Genomic DNA, 17,652 nt, shown 5'->3' with positions numbered 1-17,652 from the left:
GAGCAGCTCGGTGGCGAGACTGATGTATGCACGCGAAGGCGACCAACGATTTGGATTTCATTGCTCCTAGCGCATCCAGGCGAATGTTCTCGCAGCTCGGTGTCAACCTGTCTCGTCTTCATGAGACATCACGCCAACTAGTAGTGGCATTGTGGCGCAATTTCAGAAGTACCCCGCGCAACAGGCTTTCCGTGCCGACACGAAGGATAAACTGAACCGGATGGGTGCAATTTCTCCAAGGTAGCGAGGATCTCTCTGGCTCAGGCCGCCAGCGCAGTCTCAACTAGATTCACCCAATAGCCAATGCCATAGGGCAGCGCCTCGTCATTGAAATCGTATGCCGGGTGATGCACACCGGCGCCCGGCCCATTGCCAACGAAGATGTAGGCGCCTGGGCGGGCCTCTAGCATGTAAGCGAAATCCTCCGCTCCCATGCTAACAGCTTGCTTGTTGTTGACGGCACCCGGCCCGACGAGCCTACTGGCCGCCCTGATCGCCAGTTCGGTTTCCTCTGCATGATTGAGCGTTACGGGCACGTAGCGCCGATAAGCGAATTCAATGTCAGCGCCATATGCCGCCGCAATGCCTTGCGCGGTTACAGGCATTTGTTGTTCTGCAAAATCGCGGAGGGCGGGCACGAGGGTCCTAACGGTGCCGCCCATCTCCACCGTATCTGGAATGATATTGTTGGCCTGAGCGGCCTTGAGTTTGGTTACGGATATCACGAGCGACTCGATCGGATTCGTCTTGCGCGAGACCAGCGTTTGCAGGCCGATAATGATCTGTGCTGCAATGACAACCGGATCGATGGTTTGATGCGGCTTTGCCGCGTGCCCTCCTTTACCTTTCACGGAAATTTCGAAATCGTCCTGCGCGGCCATAATTGGTCCATGGCAGATACCGAATTTGCCCACATCCATGCCAGGCGCGTTGTGCATGCCAAAAACCTGGGAGATACCGAAGCGCTCCATAATTCCGGCTTCTACCATTTTTTGAGCGCCCAGCTTGTCGCCCCCACCATCTTCCTCTGCGGGCTGAAAGATCAGAGCCACCGTACCTTTGAATTTGCGCGTGCTCGCGAGATATTTAGCGGCGCCCAGCAGCATGGTCGTGTGACCATCATGGCCGCATGCGTGCATTTTGCCAGGTATTGTCGAAGACCAAGGTTTGTTTGAAGCTTCCAAAATTGGCAAGGCGTCCATGTCCGCTCTCAGACCAATGGTCGGCCCCTCGCCACCTTCACCCTGAATCAACGCAACGATACCGGTTTCAGCTATTCCGGTTTCGATGTGATTTATGCCGAACGAAGCCAGCTTCTCAGCTACGAAGGCAGCCGTGTTATGGACCTGATAGTCGAGCTCAGGATTCTGATGGAGGTAGCGGCGCCAGGAGATTGCCTCGCTCTGCAGAGATTGGAACCTTTCAACGCTGTGCATGCCTGCTCCCATTTCAAAATGATAAGCTAGATGTTTTCGTGTTCTGCGGAGTTGCATCGCGCATCTCAATCGGTAACGTCACCGCTCTAGCCCTTTCCGCGGCTCGCCTCCGCATGAAGGAACGCACTGCCCTTGCCAACGGGATTGCTCAGAATCTGTAATCTTACATCATCTCAGTTGCCCCGGCGAGATTGAACCTGTCCTAGGGTTCTCATCCTGCTTTTTTTAAGGTGGCCCGCAGTATTGCTGCGCTGTAGCTGAGATGGCGCTGGAAAACTACGACAGGTCGTCAGCTATGGTAGGCTGACAGCGTAACGCCATCCCGCGGCGTCTCGGGAATAGCAGTTGCGAACAAACTGCGAATTCATCCCACTTTGATTGAAGAAAAGCGGCAGACACACGGTCCGACTGGAGATTCAATCGCCAGCGCCAAACATCGATGCGAACGCTCGGAAATCTTGCACAATGCTGCCTTCGGCGCATTCAAACTGCCTCTCGCCGCCAGAACGACACTTGCAGAGGAATGTCGGGCGCCATACCCAGATGGTCTCGACCGAGGTCAAACCGCACCGAATAGCCGAAAATACTGATATTTCATCTCGTCGCGATTCCGCTTGGCGATCTTGTCTATTTCCGTTCTTACCATCATTCACGCGCGGCATCTGCCTGGCGCTGCAAAGCGTGCGCACATCGCCAGGTTTTGATCACTCTGCAATCGCGTACGAGGATCGCCGCGGATCTGCACCACCGAATAGCTGGCCTTCGGTTCTGCGGATCGCATTGACTCCGCCCATAACACGGGACCAGCTGTCTACTCGCTTCACCACCCAACCGGCTTTCGACAGGGCAGAGTCCCAGTTCGACGGACATCTGCGCTCCAGCATCACGTCCCGGCCGACGTCATGGCGTAGACGCGGCCACTCGATAGCCGATTGAATGTCCAGGCCCTGCTCAAAGTGGCGTCGCATGACTTGGAACAGCGACTGCGGCTGGCCGTGATCCCCTGGCGTAGCTATGGCAAGTTCCACGCCTCCCTTCCCGGTTACCAAAGCCGGGCACAGCGTATGAAAGGGACGAAACCCACCGCGTAGACCGCGCACCGGATCATCGTCGAGGCGCTCGAGCATGGCGCGATTGTGCAGGACTAGGCCGTGACTCGGGCAGACGACGCCCGAACCAAAAGCCTCGAACAACGATTGAACCCAAGATACGGCGCGACCGGCAGCATCTACAACGACCAATGTCGACGTATCGCCGCCGCCCGCCAAGCTCATGGCGGGACCTGCGTCGAGCTTCAATGTCCGGAACCGATCGGGCGAGAGGAGGTCTGGCGGCATATGGATTCTTCGTGAGTCCGCACAGTAGGCGTCGCGCATCGCAAATGCGACGGTTTTCCGCCTCAGATAGGCAATCGGATCTATAAGAGGATCCGATCTGTCGGATGGCGGCGGTGCAGGTTGCGCCTCGGTTAGGCCGAGCATTGCGAGCAGTGCCAAGCCTTGAGAATTTGGGGGTGCCACATGCACTTGCAAGCCTCGCCACCATGTCGATAGCGCGCGCTGAAACGAGGTCGCATGCGATACGAGGTCTTCCGAATCGATCAAAACGTCCTGAGCGCGGGCTTCGGCTAGCCATTGCCGGGCAAGATCGCCTGAATAGAATGACCGCCATCCCTGCGTGGCTAGAACCCGCATCGTCTCAGCGGCGCTGGGCTGCTTTAAACGCTCTCGGAGTTGGCGTCCTCCAGCTGGACCGAATTGGCTCTCAAGCGCAGGGAACTCACCGACGAGAGCCGCGTATTCGGCACCGTTGAAGTACTCCACCGCCGAAACGTCGAGCGCAACGCCCTGCTCGGCGAGGGCAATCGCCGGTTCAAGAACTTCCGCGAGAGGCCGGCTGCCAAACCGATCGAGTGCCTCACCCCAGGCTGCGACCACCCCGGGCACCGTAACCGAAACAGGGCCTCGCTGTGGCATTGCAGTCAGACCACGACTGCGCAAGCTAGCAACCGACATAGCGCATGGCGTCGCTCCGGAGCCATTGATCGCGGTGACATCGCCCCCTGGCATCGTGTAAAGAGCGATGGCGTCTCCTCCGAGACCGTTCATGAACGGGATGGCGATGGCAAGCGTCGCAGCGGCGGAGATCGCCGCGTCCATCGCGTTCCCGCCGTTCCGCAGCATGGCCGCTCCTGCTTCGGATGCTTTGGGATGACCAGCCACGACCATTCCGCGGTCGCCTATGACGACGGGTCGAGCCGATCTGAAAGTCTCGTTTTCGTTTGTTGCATTCACAGTCGACTACTCCATAAGTCCGGACGCGTTCATCAACACGCGTATGCGCTCACACGCCCTATGAAATTCTGGATCACGCAGAGAAGAGAAGTCGCGAGGCCGCGGCAGTCCGATTTTGATGATTTCCTGGATGCGCCCGGGGCGCGGGGTCATGACCACGACCCGATCCGCAAGCATGACGGACTCCGTGATACTGTGCGTAATCAGAAGGACGGTCTTGCCAGTCTCGATCCAGATCCGCTGGAGCTCGAGATTCATCTGCTCCCGGGTGAGTGCATCCAGAGCTCCGAATGGCTCGTCCATGAGGAGCAACGACGGATTGGTCACGAGCGCGCGGCATAGCGCTACGCGCTGTTGCATCCCTCCGGACAACTCGTAGGGTCTACTTCTCTCAAAACCGCGGAGGCCGACCAGCGCCAGCAACTCGTCAATCCGCTTTGGCTCTTTGCCAGATCGTTGAATGTCTAAGGGTAGCTGAACATTTTGTTGTACGTTGCGCCATGGGAGGAGCACTGGCGTCTGAAACACGATTCCGATCCCCGGTGAAGGCTCAGTGACGACTTTGCCGCCGATCAGAACGTGGCCATTTGTGGGTGCCATCAGTCCAGCAACAAGTCGCAGCAGTGTGGATTTTCCGCACCCCGAGGCGCCAACGATGGCTACGAATTCGCCGGCGTCCACGTCAACATCGATGTCCTGCAAGGCCTCAATCTTGCCCTTGCCAACCCCGAACGCTTTCGAGACATGGCGTACTACAATCGGCTGAGCCATACCGCCCTCAGCTCTCGATCAATTCGTTTGTGTAGAGCTTGGACAGCTCAACGGCTCGGGAAAGCCCTCCATACTTTAGCAATAAGTCTTGTGTCTCACGCCAATCCTGATCGGCCATAGAGCCAAGCGGTTTGCCCACTGTGTTGCGTGTTACGAGAGACGGGAACGTCAGCTCGAGCTGTCGACGTAGGACGGTTCTGTTGCGCGCCTGCTGTGGCATCCGCTTGATGAGCATGTCGATGGCCTTATCAGGATCCTCCTTGGACATCATGAACGCATCCATAGAGGTACGAACGAACGCCTTGGCAGCATCGTGGTTTTGCCGGACCCAATTGGCGTTGGCCACAATCCCATTGTTCATCATTTCGACGCCGAAATCGCTAAATAGAAAGTGGTGGAGTTTGGCCCCCTGGTCCTCGAGTTGGGCGATTTGAACGTTCACGTTGGCGGGAATGGCGTCGGCGCGCCCCTGTAGAAACAGCGCATTCTTTGCCCCGGTGGCTGGATTGAGCACGTTGATCTTGCTGGCATCGACATCTGACCGCTGCAACAGCGCAGGAAGCATCTGACCAGTGCTTTCGGTAGCTCCATACGCAACGACCTTGCCCTCGAGTTCCTTGGGCGCGCGGATGGGCGCCTCCGCGTGACTGATGACGCACATGACGTTCGAAATCACCCGCCCGATCGCAACCAGCGGAATACCCTGTTCGACAGCCCTGATGGTGCTGGTGAAATCGAGAAAGCCGACCGGGTCATTCCCTTGCCCCACGATTTTGGCCACCGTGGCCGAGCCCTGTCCCTCGCCGATGGCGACGTCTAATCCGGCCTTCTCATACATCTTCTCCTGGAGCGCGAAGTAGAACGGCGCATGCGAGCCGTAGATCGCCCAATCAAGCCTGAAGCTGATCGGCGTAGATGCCTTCGCTCGCCTGACGAATGGCCCCGATAGTGCGAATGTCCCCGCTCCAAATACCGCGGTCCGTCTTGAGATCTTCTTCATTGTCTCCACCCTTGTGTCGATGCGTTGGGAAGATCACGCAGCCATGTTCTGTAGACGTATCGTGCTGTGCCACGGTATGACTAATTGCTCGATAAATTCGACTACGTAGTAGAGCACCACGCCGACAATCAGCAGCATCACCAGCACGGAAAACAACAGACTCGTGTCCAGATTGGCATTAGCCTGCAGTAGCAAATATCCAAGTCCTGAATTGGTCCCTACCCATTCGGCAATCACCGCGCCGACCACTGAAAACGCGATTGAGACCTTCATGCCGGCGAAGATGTTCGGCAGGGCCATTGGGAGCCGAAAATGGAAGAACATCTGCAGCGTGCTCGCGCGAACAGAACTCGCGAGCTCAATCATCTCCCGCTCGATGCTTCGCAGGCCAACGATGGTCGAGATCAGAATCGGGAAGAAAGCGACCAGAAACGTAATCACGAACTTCGGCCCCAGCCCTAGGCCGAACCAAACCACGATGAGTGGTGCCAAAGCGACCTTTGGAAACGTCTGGCTCAGGATTAGCCAAGGCATGACCGCACGCTCAAGTACTCGCGACGCTACCAAAGCGATCGCGAGCGGCACGCCGAAGGCAATCGACAGCAAAAATCCGCCCAAAGTGATACAAATGGTGATCCAGCTATGATGAAGCAGAAACCAAAAATCTTCCCTCATGCGCTGGATTACGTCACCCGGCAAAGGCAGGAGATATGGTGGAACGTGGAAGATTTTCACCGCGGCGTACCAAATCGCGAGTAGAGCAACGAGCGTACTGACGGGGTAGAGAGTAGATATGATCCGGCTAAGCATTAGAGCAAACCCGAAAACGGCGTCCGCGCACACGCATGATGAACAAGGGACACCAAATGCGTGAAATCAAATACCGGTAGGCCGATTGCCGCCTGGACCGCGGCGGCATAGGGCGGCAGCAACGAACATTCCAGGAGGAGAGCTCCTGTATCCGCCGCCTCGTGAACCAGTTGCTTGGCGACGGTAACCACTTCGTTGCTCACGCGACCAACGTCTAACGTCGTCTTGTCGTCCCAAGCCATTGCTGCAAACTCAGGGCAGCCATCCATCCCGACAAAGTGGATTCTCGCGGGGTCGATAGCCCCCGCGAGAAGATGACGCGCGGATAGGCTACCTGCGTCGGCAGTAATTACTCCGACGCGACGTCCCTTTCTTAAGGTAGCCGCGACGAATGGGACCAACATGAGCGATGAGGAGAAGACTGGGATGTTGACCGCCTCTAGCAAGTGCTTCTGAAACAGAATGGCAAAGCCGCATGACGTCGTAATCGCCTGGCAGCCCTGATCCTCGAGGTACCGAGCGCCGTCGACCCAAGGCGCTATTGCCTTACGGAACTCGTCGCTTTCAGGATCGAGGGCTGCAAGATCGCGCACGGTTCGGTTACCCGAACATCCTTTTACGACGTGGTGCATCACCGGAAAGGGGAACGATGACGCGTTCCCGATCGCACCAGGCGGCCGCGGAAAGCGGCCTTCGATCATCAAAATCCCAATCCGATGACCATAGACGTTATGCCCTCCTTTGAGCAAACCGCTTTCCATCACAAGCTCCTCAGCTTTTGTACAGGAGTTCGCGGGGATATTCGGCGAAGACATCGGCACCGCGATCCGTCACAGCGAAGGTCTCTGAGATCACGACACCAAAGTCCTCGGTCCAAATGGCCGGAATGCAGTGGAAGGTCATGTTTGGCTCTAGTTCAGTGCGATCGCCTGCACGGATACTGGCGGTGAGCTCTCCCCAAGTTGGGGGGTAACCAATGCCCACAGGGTAGCCAATTCGGCTTTCCTTCTCGACGCCGTATCGTGAGATTACCTGCTTCCACGCGGCGGCAAGTTCTTCACATACGACACCAGGCCGGACCTTCTCGAGGACGGCATTCAGGCCCTCTGCGATCACCTTGGCGGTAAACATCATCCGCTCAGTCGGCTTGCCAAGGTAAATGCATCGGGAAAGAGGCGAGTGATAACGATGCCTTACGCCACCGAGTTCGATGTAGAATAGGTCGTTTCTGACTAAGGGCGCATCAGTCCACGACAAGTGAGGCGCGGTACAATATTCTCCCACCATGGCATTGGGAGGCTTGCAAGGAAACGTTCCACCAAACTCAGGCAGTCCCGCCGTGGTAACGCGGTAGACTTCAGCCATTACGTCGCATTGGCGGACTCCGGGTTGCGCCGCATCAAATGCGGCCCGCTGGGCCGCAGCAGCAATGCGCCCCGCTTGGCGCATGTACTCAAGCTCGCGCGCAGATTTTGCCATCCTGCAGCGATTGACTAGCAAGAACGCGTCGACGAATTCGGCATTCGGAAGATTCTTCTTTAGGATCGCGTCCCATTTGGCTGTGTAATAGTAGTCATCGGTTTCAACACCGACTCTGCCGCGATCCCAGCTGCGACGCTGCAGCTCCTCGCTGACAAACTGAATTGGATGAAGTTCTGGCGAGCCGACGTATTTATCGGGATAGGGCACGACGTTCTTGGCTGCGAGAAACGCCGTAAACTTGGCCCCGACGGCATCCATACCACGGCCGATCCAAATCGGCTCTTCTTGGCGCTGGCTGACCACCACCATCTGGGGGGTATAGAATGACCATCCGTCGTAGCCCGTCAGCCAGAATTGGTTTGCCGGCGAAGCTACTAACAAAAGATCGATGCCACGCTGCGTCATCGCTTTTTTCACCCGGGCGACGCGTGCCAAATATTCCGATCTCTCGAACAGCAGCATGTTAGTCCTTCTCGTTGAATTCGTACCCAAGAGTTGCGCGTCCCGCATATCCTGTCTAATGAATAGTTCTGCGGACTACATAACCGATTGGTCATGAGACGCCTCAACTTAAGATTACTGGAAGTGTTCAGGGTTGTATTCGAGACGCGCAGCGTAACGGCCGCCTCGATGAAGCTCGGAGTCACGCAACCCGCAGTAAGCAAAGCCCTTGTTGAGCTAGAGCAGGATGTGGGTTTGGTATTGTTCGGGCGTGAGCGGCGACGGCTGATCCCGACGGAAGACGCCACTCGACTCTACGACGAAGCGACCCGCCTTTTCACGCACGTGACTGCTTTCGAGGATCGGGTCAAAGAGTTCCGTTGCGGACAAGCAGGGGAAGTCTCGATCGCTGTGATCCCGACGTTGGCGACATCCGTTGTTGTTCAAGCAGCCGTGGCTCTGCAACTGAAAGCACCGCATGTGAAACTGAGAGTGGTGACGGGATCCCGCGCCGAGGTGATAAAGGCGGCGGCCCATCACCAGGTGGACCTTGGGTTATTGCACGGGCCCGTAGAGGATCGCGACCTGGACACTGAGATAATCGGCGAAAGCGAGATCGTTGCGGCAGTTCATCGCGGGCATGTCTTTGAGAGATATGAATTCCTGACTCCACGCGATCTCGAAGGCCACCCGCTCATAATTACGTACGTCGGCGCGCCGGCGAGTTATTTGCTGCGGGAGTGCTTCGAAGCAGCTAGAATCAAGATGCAAGTGGCAATGGAGGCAAATAGCTCGGCTGTGGCATTCGCGGCTGCTAGTTCTGGACGCTGCATCGCACTGATCGATCCCTGGCCCAGTTGTGTCGTCCGCGATGATCGATGCGTGCTAGTTCGGTTTAGACCGCTCGTACCTCAACGCGTCGCGCTGCTGAACTCCAGCTTTCGTCCGCCATCGCAGCTGGCCTTGCAATTTGCCGAGGAACTAAGGCAACAGATGAACACGGCTGCGGCGTCCACTCATTTTGTAAGAGGAACGGTCAACAGCGCCTAGCTGCGGCGCTGGCGGCATTTTGGCAACATTCAGTACCCGATTCCTTCTGTCCGCAGATGCGCCTGTGCAATCACTGCGTTCCGCAATCCACCGCTCCGCCTGGTCTGCAGATCGCGCAGCTCCACGCCGGTGCGTCTTCCCCTTGCGGCAATTACGCGTTCTATTGCGGATCAGCTACGACTATGTGCGACGCGCCGTAGCCTCATGCTAGGACGGTGGGTGCAACAGCTGCTGTCGTTTGGATTTGCCAGCCGCTCGCCCATTCCCAAACTCGCTGCGCAACCTCTCAGAGTCGGCTCCGCAAGCAGGGACAGATCGGAATTCGTCGACTTCCTCTTCGGGAAAGATTGCGCCCGGCGCGATCACATGAACCTCCCCTGCCGGCGTAGAGACCGGTATCCGTCGTAGATGTGGATGTTTGGATACATCCTCGATCTGGTTGAGCCGTCCGTATGCGAGACCGGCCGCCTCCAGCGCTGTCATGGCGACCTCACTCGAGATTTGCGAGAAGTGACTGTTAACGATTTCATCCAGGGCAGCCCGGTTGCCGATTCGCTCCATGTTATCGGCAAAACCGGGCTGTCTGCTTAATTCTGGTCGGTTGAGGAATTTGGCGCAGAAGTTGATCCATTCACGGTCGTTTTGAACGGAGAAGATGACATCTTTGCCGTCTGCGCAGCGGTACGCTCCATACGGGGCTAGAGACGGGTGAGTAACTCCCGCTCGCGCGGTCTGGTATGCGCTGTAATCGAACTGAAGGACGGGAACATTCATCCAGTCCGCAATGGCATCGAACAGCGATATCTGAACACTCGTTCCTTTGCCCGTGCACTGCCGCAGGAGCACCGCCTGCAGAATCGCGCTGAGAGCTGTCATACCGGCTGCAATGTCGCACACAGAGACGCCGACGCGCGCGGGGCCATGAGAAGTGCCAGTGATGGCGCAAAGCCCGGTCTCACCTTGCACAATCAGGTCGTACGCTTTGAGATTTGAAAGCGCACCGCCATCGCCAAAACCAGAGATGTCACAGGTTATCAGGCGAGGAAAGCGCTTTCGAAGTTCGGCTGAACCAAAGCCAAGCTTTGATATGCTTCCAGGCTTTAGGTTTTGAATGAAAACATCTGCCACAGCGATCATAGCATCGAGAACCGCTCGGTCTTCCTCGATGGTCAGGTCGAGACAAATCGATTCTTTTCCACGATTCAACCAAACAAAATACGCGCTCTGACCATTGACGAGTTTATCGTAATTTCGCGCGAAGTCGCCCTCAGGGCGTTCGACTTTGATGACACGGGCACCAGCATCCGCAAGCCTGGAGGAAGCATAAGGCGCCGCAACTGCCTGCTCGACGGCAATGACAGTAATACCTTCGAGGGCCTTTGTCATGCGGACGTCGCTCTGGCATTGGGCCGTGACCCTTGGCGGCGTCTGTAATTGAGAATGCAAAGAAGTCTATTCTGCTCATTGCCCACAATTGACAGACCTTCATCTACGCCCATGCCCGGCTTGGCGAGAATCATGTCAGCCTGAGTAGCGACTGCAATATTGACCGCTGCCCGCGCCGACAAGTCCGTTTCGGTGCAACTCCCCCCGACGTACGCACCAACGCCACTTTCCTTGCAGGCCAACACGGCTCTCGCAGAATCAGCTATGGAACCGACGTCAGGCATCTTGATCTGAACTAGATGCGCCGCTTTCGCGTTCGCAAAGAGGCGGACGTCATCGAGCGTATTGCATTGCTCATCAACTACAACTCGCGCTTCTGTGCCGCGCCTGTCGAGGCTCGCGACGATCTTGGCGTATCCCTCTAGCTGAGCTGAGGTTGAGCCAAAATCGGCTGGGCATTCAATATGCAGTCGATAGCCTGGAACATCGTCCGCAACTCGCGCGATGAAATCAGCAATTTCTTCTGCGTCCATACCAATCTCGAGTCCGATCCAACCGTAGACATCGAAGTGCAGAATTGGATGATAACCTGGCTCGCCGATTTCCTTTGTACGTTTTGCGACCCATTTGACGAACTCACGAAACCTTTCGCCGGAGGGACCGAATTTTTCACGCGAATTGATCAGTCCATGCGGAAGCACATCAACAGACTTGAGGATCATCTTGTCAACGTTGATTTCTCTTGAATCCCCACTCTGAGCATACATCGGAACTGGTTTATCCGGCAGTGGCAAGTGGTATTCGGAGCAGATAACCTCGACCATCGTGGTCCGGGCAATGTGCGCAGCGGCGCGCAGCAACGCCTGGCTCACTCCATATTCGATGGCGAGCGGTAGCCGCTTATCCTCATGGTACGCAAGCACGTGCTCGCAAGCACCAATAAACTGAGAAACGTCAGCCGCAAGAAGTCGCGGGATCACGACGGTTTTCGTGAGGGCTTTAATCGCCTCGAGCTGAAACACCGGATCACGGCCGCCTGCGCCGGAGTATTGTACGTTCATCATGTCGCCCCACACGACCACATCGTCCGACAAGACGAGGCCGATGCTGAGCGAACGCGCTGGCATGCGGATACTAGTGAAGCCGGGCGTCACCGGAGTCCCCAAGTAACGAAAGCCATCCTGAGCCGCCCCCGCCCGTATTGCAGATTGATCGTCGTAGAAGAAGCTTCCATTACCGGGCGCTAGAATAACATCTTTTAGACTAGGATAGATTTTCATTGCGCGCTCAATCCAACTGGTTTCATTTCGACGGCCGTTGTCCCGCGGCGGGCTTGACGCCGGTAAGCTCTGCTTTCTGCGAGCGACTTCTGCCAAGGAGCGGCTGATCAACTGGCCACTCGGCCACGCTTTTTTACTTGATCAACTGATGCGGGGCCTGGACAGTCCTTGATTGGCTGCTGGGCCCTCAGGCGACAGCCACCGCCTTAGCCCCATTGACAAGCTTCAGGTTTTGGAAGGCCCTCACGCCTTCCACGCCACCTTCGTAACCATAACCACTTTGTTTGATCCCGGCGTTTGGTGCATCCGCAGATACCCCCTTAAGATGATTCAAGCTAATCGCACCTGCGGAAAGGCTGCGGATCATGCGCTTCTGAATTTCAGGCGAGTCGGTGAAGAAGTAGGATGCAAGGCCATACTCCGTCGCGTTCGCCTCTTCGATCGCTTCTTCGATTGTACTGAATGGAGCGACAGTGAGAATCGGTCCGAACGGCTCTTCACGTAAGACCTGTGAATCGGGGGAAACGTTGCTTAGAATTGTCGGTGACCAATAGTATCCCCGACGATCAATGCGTTTACCACCGGTTTCAATTTTCGCTCCGCGATCGACCGCATCGTTAGTCAGGCGTTGCATGGCTTCGACGCGTCTCGAACTCGCCATCGGCCCCATGTCTACGTCAGGATCATTCGGTGCGCCGACGCTGATTTTTTCTGCCGTCTGAACAAGCCTCTCCAGGAACTCCTTATAGATTGATCTGGCGACTAGAATGCGACTGGGAGCATTGCAGCTTTGACCAGCGCACTCGAACTTATATTCGGATATCGCCGAAACAGCCTTTGTCAGGTCTGCGTCTTCAAAGACAACAACGGGTGAGTGACCGCCGAGCTCAAGGACGCAGCGCTGAAGATTGTTTGCGGCGATCTTGGCGAGTCGTTTTCCGACCGGCGTAGAGCCCGTGAAAGACAAAGCCCGGACGACAGGGGAACCAAGCAGGTATTCAGAGATCGTGGCAGGATTTCCGAAGACCAGACTCACAACGCCCGGCGGGATTCCTGCTTCCTGCAGGGCCTCGATCATATGGGCTCCCGCACTTGGAGTTTCCTCTGCTGCCTTCAGGATTACAGGGCAGCCGGCGGCGATAGATGCGGCAAGTTTTCGAGCGTTGAGGACAGCTGGGTAATTCCATGGCGTGAATGCGGCAACGACGCCGATCGCTTCCGGTAAGATTAGCCTTTCTGGGTCTATCGGCCATGGTGCACACAATTTCGCTGCCTGAGCACCATTCCACTCAATCATTTCCACCGCACGAGCGTACTCGCCCTTCGCTTCGGTCAGGGTCTTGCCCTGTTCCCTCGAAAGTGCTGCCGCCGCCACCTCGATTTTTCCTTTGAGAATCCGTGCGGCGCGAATGAGAAGCGCACCACGTTCCTCGGCCGAGGTGTTGGCCCAAGGCACCAGGCTAGCTTGCGCGGATCTCAGACAATCATCGAGATCTGAAGTCGAGGCGACAGCGACGCGGCCGAATTCCTTCTCGGTGGCCGGATTGATAACGGGCAGATCCGCGTTCTCTCCACCCGAGCGCCACTTCCCGTTGATGAAGAGTTTGTAGTTTATGCTGTCGGACATTCTTGTATTGCCGCTCTTCCGTTCGGGTCATGCTATGTTTCGATTCGCTGGCCGAGCCGGGCCCGACCAGAGCTAAGTGATTGTCCCGATACCGGATCACCATCATATTCAGTCAGGTCACGCGGAACCGAGCAGCGCCATCACTTCAAACGTCTATGTGCGCGCAAAACAGCGCGTCCACCATCCTCCGTTAAGCGCGAGGAAATGGCGGCCGAACTATCTGCGGCCGCCGTCTTTTACATTTTTTCGCCGCCGCGGACGAGTTCGTCCATAACTGAGCGGACGGCAACCTCGGCAATAGATACGATCTCATCGACATCGGCCTTGGTGGTCACGAGCGGCGGGGCAAAGCCCAAGATGTCACCATGCGGCATGGGGCGAGCGATCAGACCCCTATCGCGCGCGGCCTTGGAAATGCGAGCGCCAACCTTGAGAGACGGATCGAATCGCTTCTTGCTGTCGCGATCCGCGACGAACTCGATTGCACCCATTAGGCCAACACCGCGCACTTCGCCAACGATCGGCAATTGCGCGAACTTCTCCTTGAGCTGAGCTTGGAAGTAAGCGCCGACTTTTCGGGCATTACCAGGAAGATCCTCCTGCTCCACAATGTCGAGAACAGCATTCGCCGTGGCGGCGCCGATCGGATGCCCCGAATAGGTGTAGCCGTGCGAAAATGCGCCAACCTTATCTGCACCGTCTTCGAAGACCTTATAGACCTTCTCCCCCACGATCGAGGCCGACAACGGGAAGTAACCTGAAGTCAACCCTTTGGCGACCGTGATCAGATCAGGCTCAATTCCGTAGTGCTGCGAACCGAACATGGAGCCCGTGCGGCCGAAGCCGGTGATTACCTCGTCGGCAATCAGCAGCACGTCATGCTTCTTGAGCACAGCCTGGATCGCTTGCCAGTACCCCTCCGGAGGCGGTGTGATTCCGCCGGTGCCAAGCACCGGCTCGGCAATAAACGCACCCACGTTATCCGGCCCGAGACGCGATATGAGCTGGTCGAGCTCAGCGGCGCGACGAGCGGAGAATTCGCGTTCGGTTTCCTCTGGGTTGGCTCCCCAGTAGTGATGCGGAGCGCCGGTTCGCGCAATTTGAGGCAGCGGGAGGTCCATATAGTCGTGGTAAAAGCTCATACCGGTCATGGAACCGGAAAGAACGCTGCAGCCGTGATAGCCGCGTTCGCGAGCGATGATCTTCTTCTTGTTCGGCTTACCGCGGAGATTGTTGTAGTACCAGACGAGCTTTGCCTGCGTCTCGTTGGCATCTGAGCCCGACATGCCATAGAAGACTTTACTCATTTTTCCGGGCGCCATCTTGACTAGACGATCGGAGAGAATCGCAAGCTCGTCTGTGGTGTGCGCAGCGTAGCAGTGGTAGTACGCGAGACGATAGGCTTGGCGCGAGATCGCTTCCGCTACTTCGCTTCGCCCATAACCAACATTGACGCAGTACATGCCAGCGAACCCGTCGATGAATTGGTTGCCGCTCGCATCCTGAATGCGAATGCCCTTGCCAGTCTCGATGATTACCGGCTCGCCAAGTTTGCCCGTCGCAAAATCCTTGAGCTGCGTGAAAGGATGCAGAACGCTGTTTTTATCCTTTTCGCTGATTTCTTTGATATTAATGGCCATTTTTCACCACTTTCTTCGAGGCTGCTAGGTCCGCAAAGCGGATCTGTTCGGATTCAGGATTATCGGCACGGCTGCGCTTGAGGCCTTCAAAATCAAGCGACGCTACGAGCAGCATTAACTCGCCCGAGTCTCCAGCACGGACGCAGACCGGCCAACGATTCCAATCATCAAGGGTCACCAAGCTTTCCTTCTCATCATCGAAAGCAAAGCCGTTGCTAACTTGCCGAACGCCTCCGCTTTAGCGATCGGCACCAGCTGCGGAATACGTTGAAAGATCATCTGAAGATCCGGCGCCGCCTTTTGTTGAAATGCCTATCTATTCAGGATACTGATGTTAGATACATATTTGCGTCGTATCTCCTGTCGTTTGGAGGATTTCCTGCATCGCACAGGCATTTGACGCGGCGAATCATCCCAAGGCTGGAGCCGTTATGCAGTATGATCGAACAGACGCCCGCATCCTCGAGATCGTGCAAAAGAACAACCGCCTAACTTCCGAGGTGATCGGTGAGATGGCGGGGCTTTCTGCTACGGCGTGTCAACGACGTCTGAAGCGTCTCCGTTCAGATGGCATCATCGAGGCCGACGTCTCGATCGTTTCGCCGAAAGCGGTTGGAAGACCTCTTCAGATGCTCGTGCTTGTTAGCCTCGAGCGGGAGCGCACAGATATAATTGACCGGTTCAAGAAGGCGATTAAATCATCGGCTGAAGTCGTCAATGGATTTTATGTCACCGGCGATGCTGACTTTGTCCTGTATGTTACCGCGCGCACCATGGACGATTATGAGCAATTCACGCGTCGGTTCTTCTATGAGAATCCGAACATCAAGGGCTTCAAGACGATGGTTATAGTGGATCGCGTAAAGGTGGGGCTTGCAATCCCGATCGAGTCTCCCGAGGACTGAGTGACTCCTGCGTTACGCCAGTTTGCCGGCCTCGATGAACGTCCAGGCCTGCGCGCAGATGCGGATTTTCGAGCACGGCTGCAAACCCCTTGTTGGCGAGAGCCAAACCAAATGGCAGCGTGGCGTTGTTCAATGCCTGGCTTGAGGTGAGCGGGACAGCTCCGGGCATATTGGCGACGCAACAATGGATGACGCCGTCCACCTCGTAAGTCGGATCCGCGTGAGTCGTCGGACGCGAGGTCGCGAAGCATCCGCCCTGATCGATAGCGACGTCCACGATGACGGAGCCTTTGCGCATCGAGCTCAACATGCCGCGACTGACCAGCTTCGGCGCGCTGGCGCCGGGAACGAGCACCGCCCCAATGACTACGTCCGCTGCAAATATTTCCTCCTCAACGGCGTCTATGGTCGAGAACCTGGTGCGAACGCGCCCCTCGAATAGTTCGTCCAGTTCGCGAAGCCGGGGAATCGAACGATCGAGGATCGTGACCTCGGCACCCAGTCCCGCCGCCATCCGTGCGGCATGCGCACCAACAACCCCGCCTCCGATCACAACGATGCGGGCCGGCTGCACACCGGGCACGCCGCCGATCAACAGCCCCCGCCCGCCTGAGGAGCGCCTCAGCGCCGCCCCGGCTGCTTCGATCGCAAGCCTGCCCGCAACCTCGCTCATTGGCGCAAGCAGCGGAAGCCCGCCAGCCGGACCAGTCACGGTCTCGTAGGCAATCGCGGTACATCCGGACTTTATGAGGCCCTTAGCCTGCTCCGGGTCCGGCGCCAGATGCAGATATGTGAAGAGGATCTGGTTCTCTCGCAGCTGGGTCCATTCCGAGGGCTGCGGCTCCTTGACCTTTACGATCATCTCGCTCGATGCGAATACATCGTGAGTCGACCCCAGAATCGTCGCGCCAGCCTTGCGGTCCTGGCCGTCTGTTGCGCCGATGCCAGCGCCAGCCGTGGTCTCAACCAGCACGCTGTGGCCTGCGCTGACGGCCCACGGGTCAGGCCCGCGGTATTCATTCCTTGGAAACACCGACCTTCATTCGCTTCTCCTTAGTTTGGGCACTTCCTTAAACGAAAAGAGCGGTGCAGCTTTGCGACGCAGGCCGCTGGATCGTGAAGCAGTTATGAGGTTGTCGTCCTGATCACGCTCGCTGGAGCTGTTGGCCGATGCCGTGGCGTTGCACCGCGCGCGAAGAACTCGATGATGATCATGCGACCGCCGGAATATGGACAAGTCGGTTTGCTGGGATCGACGGCGGCCGCGGCAGGCTGGGTTCAGGTTTGCAACGGTGAGCCGCTCCAGCGCGCGTGCGATATTGTTAGCGCACGCGCTTTTGGCGAACAGGCCGTAGTGGCGGATGCGATGGAAACTGGACTGTGCGAGGCATCGCAGTCGACATTCGCACCGCTGGTCGTGGAAATCGCGTTGGAGGAGCGTCACGTTCCGGCGATCAAGCTTGAGATCGCGATCGGCGATGTCGTGCTGAGGACGGACACAGCCATAGATGGCGAGCAGCTGTCCCGGGT

15 protein-coding genes and 1 pseudogene are annotated in these 17,652 nt (G+C 56.9%); 2 read left to right on the top strand and 14 right to left on the bottom strand.

What is annotated here, in order from left to right; all coding sequences use genetic code 11:
- Positions 1 to 260 precede the first annotated feature (260 nt).
- The 7 genes from ACFDR6_RS24455 to ACFDR6_RS24425 form a co-directional block, all read right to left on the bottom strand.
- Entirely contained in the window at positions 261 to 1,436 is a 1,176-nt protein-coding gene (locus ACFDR6_RS24455; RefSeq protein WP_375859786.1) for a M20 aminoacylase family protein, read from the bottom strand.
- 704 nt (positions 1,437 to 2,140) lie between these two features.
- On the bottom strand, positions 2,141 to 3,664 hold the full coding sequence (locus tag ACFDR6_RS24450) for a gamma-glutamyltransferase family protein (protein ID WP_494516629.1): 1,524 nt from the start codon (positions 3,662 to 3,664) through the stop codon (positions 2,141 to 2,143).
- 72 nt (positions 3,665 to 3,736) lie between these two features.
- Positions 3,737 to 4,501: an ABC transporter ATP-binding protein gene (locus tag ACFDR6_RS24445; RefSeq protein ID WP_375859784.1), complete on the bottom strand. Its 765-nt coding sequence runs from the start codon at positions 4,499 to 4,501 to the stop codon at positions 3,737 to 3,739.
- 7 nt (positions 4,502 to 4,508) lie between these two features.
- Positions 4,509 to 5,501 (bottom strand): ABC transporter substrate-binding protein, encoded by a 993-nt coding sequence (locus tag ACFDR6_RS24440; protein ID WP_375859783.1) that lies wholly within the window; start codon positions 5,499 to 5,501, stop codon positions 4,509 to 4,511.
- Positions 5,502 to 5,534: 33 nt separating this feature from the next.
- Positions 5,535 to 6,236, bottom strand: coding sequence for an ABC transporter permease (locus tag ACFDR6_RS24435; protein WP_375859782.1), 702 nt, complete (start codon positions 6,234 to 6,236; stop codon positions 5,535 to 5,537).
- Positions 6,237 to 6,310: 74 nt separating this feature from the next.
- Entirely contained in the window at positions 6,311 to 7,072 is a 762-nt protein-coding gene (locus tag ACFDR6_RS24430; RefSeq protein WP_375859781.1) for an aspartate/glutamate racemase family protein, read from the bottom strand.
- A gap of 10 nt (positions 7,073 to 7,082) precedes the next feature.
- Entirely contained in the window at positions 7,083 to 8,255 is a 1,173-nt protein-coding gene (locus tag ACFDR6_RS24425) for a M24 family metallopeptidase (RefSeq protein WP_375859780.1), read from the bottom strand.
- 93 nt (positions 8,256 to 8,348) lie between these two features.
- Here ACFDR6_RS24425 and ACFDR6_RS24420 point away from each other — a divergent pair, with 93 nt between their 5' ends.
- Positions 8,349 to 9,284 (top strand): LysR family transcriptional regulator, encoded by a 936-nt coding sequence (locus ACFDR6_RS24420; protein ID WP_375859779.1) that lies wholly within the window; start codon positions 8,349 to 8,351, stop codon positions 9,282 to 9,284.
- A 207-nt stretch (positions 9,285 to 9,491) separates the two neighbouring features.
- Here ACFDR6_RS24420 and ACFDR6_RS24415 read toward each other — a convergent pair whose 3' ends face one another.
- The 5 genes from ACFDR6_RS24415 to ACFDR6_RS24395 form a co-directional block, all read right to left on the bottom strand.
- Complete coding sequence (locus tag ACFDR6_RS24415; protein WP_375859778.1) at positions 9,492 to 10,670, bottom strand: CaiB/BaiF CoA transferase family protein; 1,179 nt, start codon at positions 10,668 to 10,670, stop codon at positions 9,492 to 9,494.
- On the bottom strand, positions 10,667 to 11,950 hold the full coding sequence (locus ACFDR6_RS24410) for a methylaspartate ammonia-lyase (RefSeq protein ID WP_375859777.1): 1,284 nt from the start codon (positions 11,948 to 11,950) through the stop codon (positions 10,667 to 10,669). The genes ACFDR6_RS24415 and ACFDR6_RS24410 overlap by 4 nt, the downstream gene beginning before the upstream one ends.
- Before the next feature lie 187 nt (positions 11,951 to 12,137).
- The gene (locus tag ACFDR6_RS24405; RefSeq protein ID WP_375859776.1) at positions 12,138 to 13,577 is read right to left on the bottom strand and encodes an aldehyde dehydrogenase family protein; all 1,440 of its coding nucleotides are present in this window, start codon (positions 13,575 to 13,577) and stop codon (positions 12,138 to 12,140) included.
- Positions 13,578 to 13,813: 236 nt separating this feature from the next.
- Positions 13,814 to 15,217, bottom strand: a complete 1,404-nt coding sequence (locus ACFDR6_RS24400; RefSeq protein WP_375859775.1) for an aspartate aminotransferase family protein — start codon at positions 15,215 to 15,217, stop codon at positions 13,814 to 13,816.
- The gene (locus ACFDR6_RS24395) at positions 15,207 to 15,395 is read right to left on the bottom strand and encodes a hypothetical protein (protein ID WP_375859774.1); all 189 of its coding nucleotides are present in this window, start codon (positions 15,393 to 15,395) and stop codon (positions 15,207 to 15,209) included. Before ACFDR6_RS24395 ends, ACFDR6_RS24400 begins: the two co-directional genes overlap by 11 nt.
- Before the next feature lie 253 nt (positions 15,396 to 15,648).
- On the opposite strand from ACFDR6_RS24395, the gene ACFDR6_RS24390 reads away from it, so the two are divergent.
- The gene (locus tag ACFDR6_RS24390; protein ID WP_375859773.1) at positions 15,649 to 16,122 is read left to right on the top strand and encodes an Lrp/AsnC family transcriptional regulator; all 474 of its coding nucleotides are present in this window, start codon (positions 15,649 to 15,651) and stop codon (positions 16,120 to 16,122) included.
- Here ACFDR6_RS24390 and ald read toward each other — a convergent pair.
- Together ald and ACFDR6_RS36360 are read right to left on the bottom strand one after the other, a co-directional pair.
- Positions 16,064 to 17,155 carry an alanine dehydrogenase gene (gene ald, locus ACFDR6_RS24385; RefSeq protein WP_375859772.1) on the bottom strand — a complete coding sequence of 364 codons (1,092 nt, stop codon included), beginning with the start codon at positions 17,153 to 17,155 and terminating at the stop codon, positions 16,064 to 16,066. The two genes, ACFDR6_RS24390 and ald, sit on opposite strands and share 59 nt — an antisense overlap.
- A 92-nt stretch (positions 17,156 to 17,247) precedes the next feature.
- Positions 17,248 to 17,494: pseudogene (locus ACFDR6_RS36360) on the bottom strand (IS91 family transposase); the annotation flags it as partial.
- Positions 17,495 to 17,652: the final 158 nt, after the last annotated feature.

This window comes from Bradyrhizobium tunisiense, assembly GCF_042263385.1.
Classification (GTDB): Bacteria; Pseudomonadota; Alphaproteobacteria; order Rhizobiales; family Xanthobacteraceae; genus Bradyrhizobium; species Bradyrhizobium tunisiense.
Note: the sequence above shows the minus strand (reverse complement) of the source record. Positions and strands in the feature narration are given on the sequence as shown.

Coding starts and splice junctions, on each gene's coding strand:
- ACFDR6_RS24455 (WP_375859786.1), bottom strand. CDS start 1,436: ATGCACAGCGTTGAAAGGTTCCAATCTCTGCAGAGCGAGGCAATCTCC.
- ACFDR6_RS24450 (WP_494516629.1), bottom strand. CDS start 3,664: ATGGTCGTGGCTGGTCATCCCAAAGCATCCGAAGCAGGAGCGGCCATG.
- ACFDR6_RS24445 (WP_375859784.1), bottom strand. CDS start 4,501: ATGGCTCAGCCGATTGTAGTACGCCATGTCTCGAAAGCGTTCGGGGTT.
- ACFDR6_RS24440 (WP_375859783.1), bottom strand. CDS start 5,501: ATGAAGAAGATCTCAAGACGGACCGCGGTATTTGGAGCGGGGACATTC.
- ACFDR6_RS24430 (WP_375859781.1), bottom strand. CDS start 7,072: ATGGAAAGCGGTTTGCTCAAAGGAGGGCATAACGTCTATGGTCATCGG.
- ACFDR6_RS24425 (WP_375859780.1), bottom strand. CDS start 8,255: ATGCTGCTGTTCGAGAGATCGGAATATTTGGCACGCGTCGCCCGGGTG.
- ACFDR6_RS24420 (WP_375859779.1), top strand. CDS start 8,349: ATGAGACGCCTCAACTTAAGATTACTGGAAGTGTTCAGGGTTGTATTC.
- ACFDR6_RS24415 (WP_375859778.1), bottom strand. CDS start 10,670: ATGACAAAGGCCCTCGAAGGTATTACTGTCATTGCCGTCGAGCAGGCA.
- ACFDR6_RS24410 (WP_375859777.1), bottom strand. CDS start 11,950: ATGAAAATCTATCCTAGTCTAAAAGATGTTATTCTAGCGCCCGGTAAT.
- ACFDR6_RS24405 (WP_375859776.1), bottom strand. CDS start 13,577: ATGTCCGACAGCATAAACTACAAACTCTTCATCAACGGGAAGTGGCGC.
- ACFDR6_RS24400 (WP_375859775.1), bottom strand. CDS start 15,217: ATGGCCATTAATATCAAAGAAATCAGCGAAAAGGATAAAAACAGCGTT.
- ACFDR6_RS24390 (WP_375859773.1), top strand. CDS start 15,649: ATGCAGTATGATCGAACAGACGCCCGCATCCTCGAGATCGTGCAAAAG.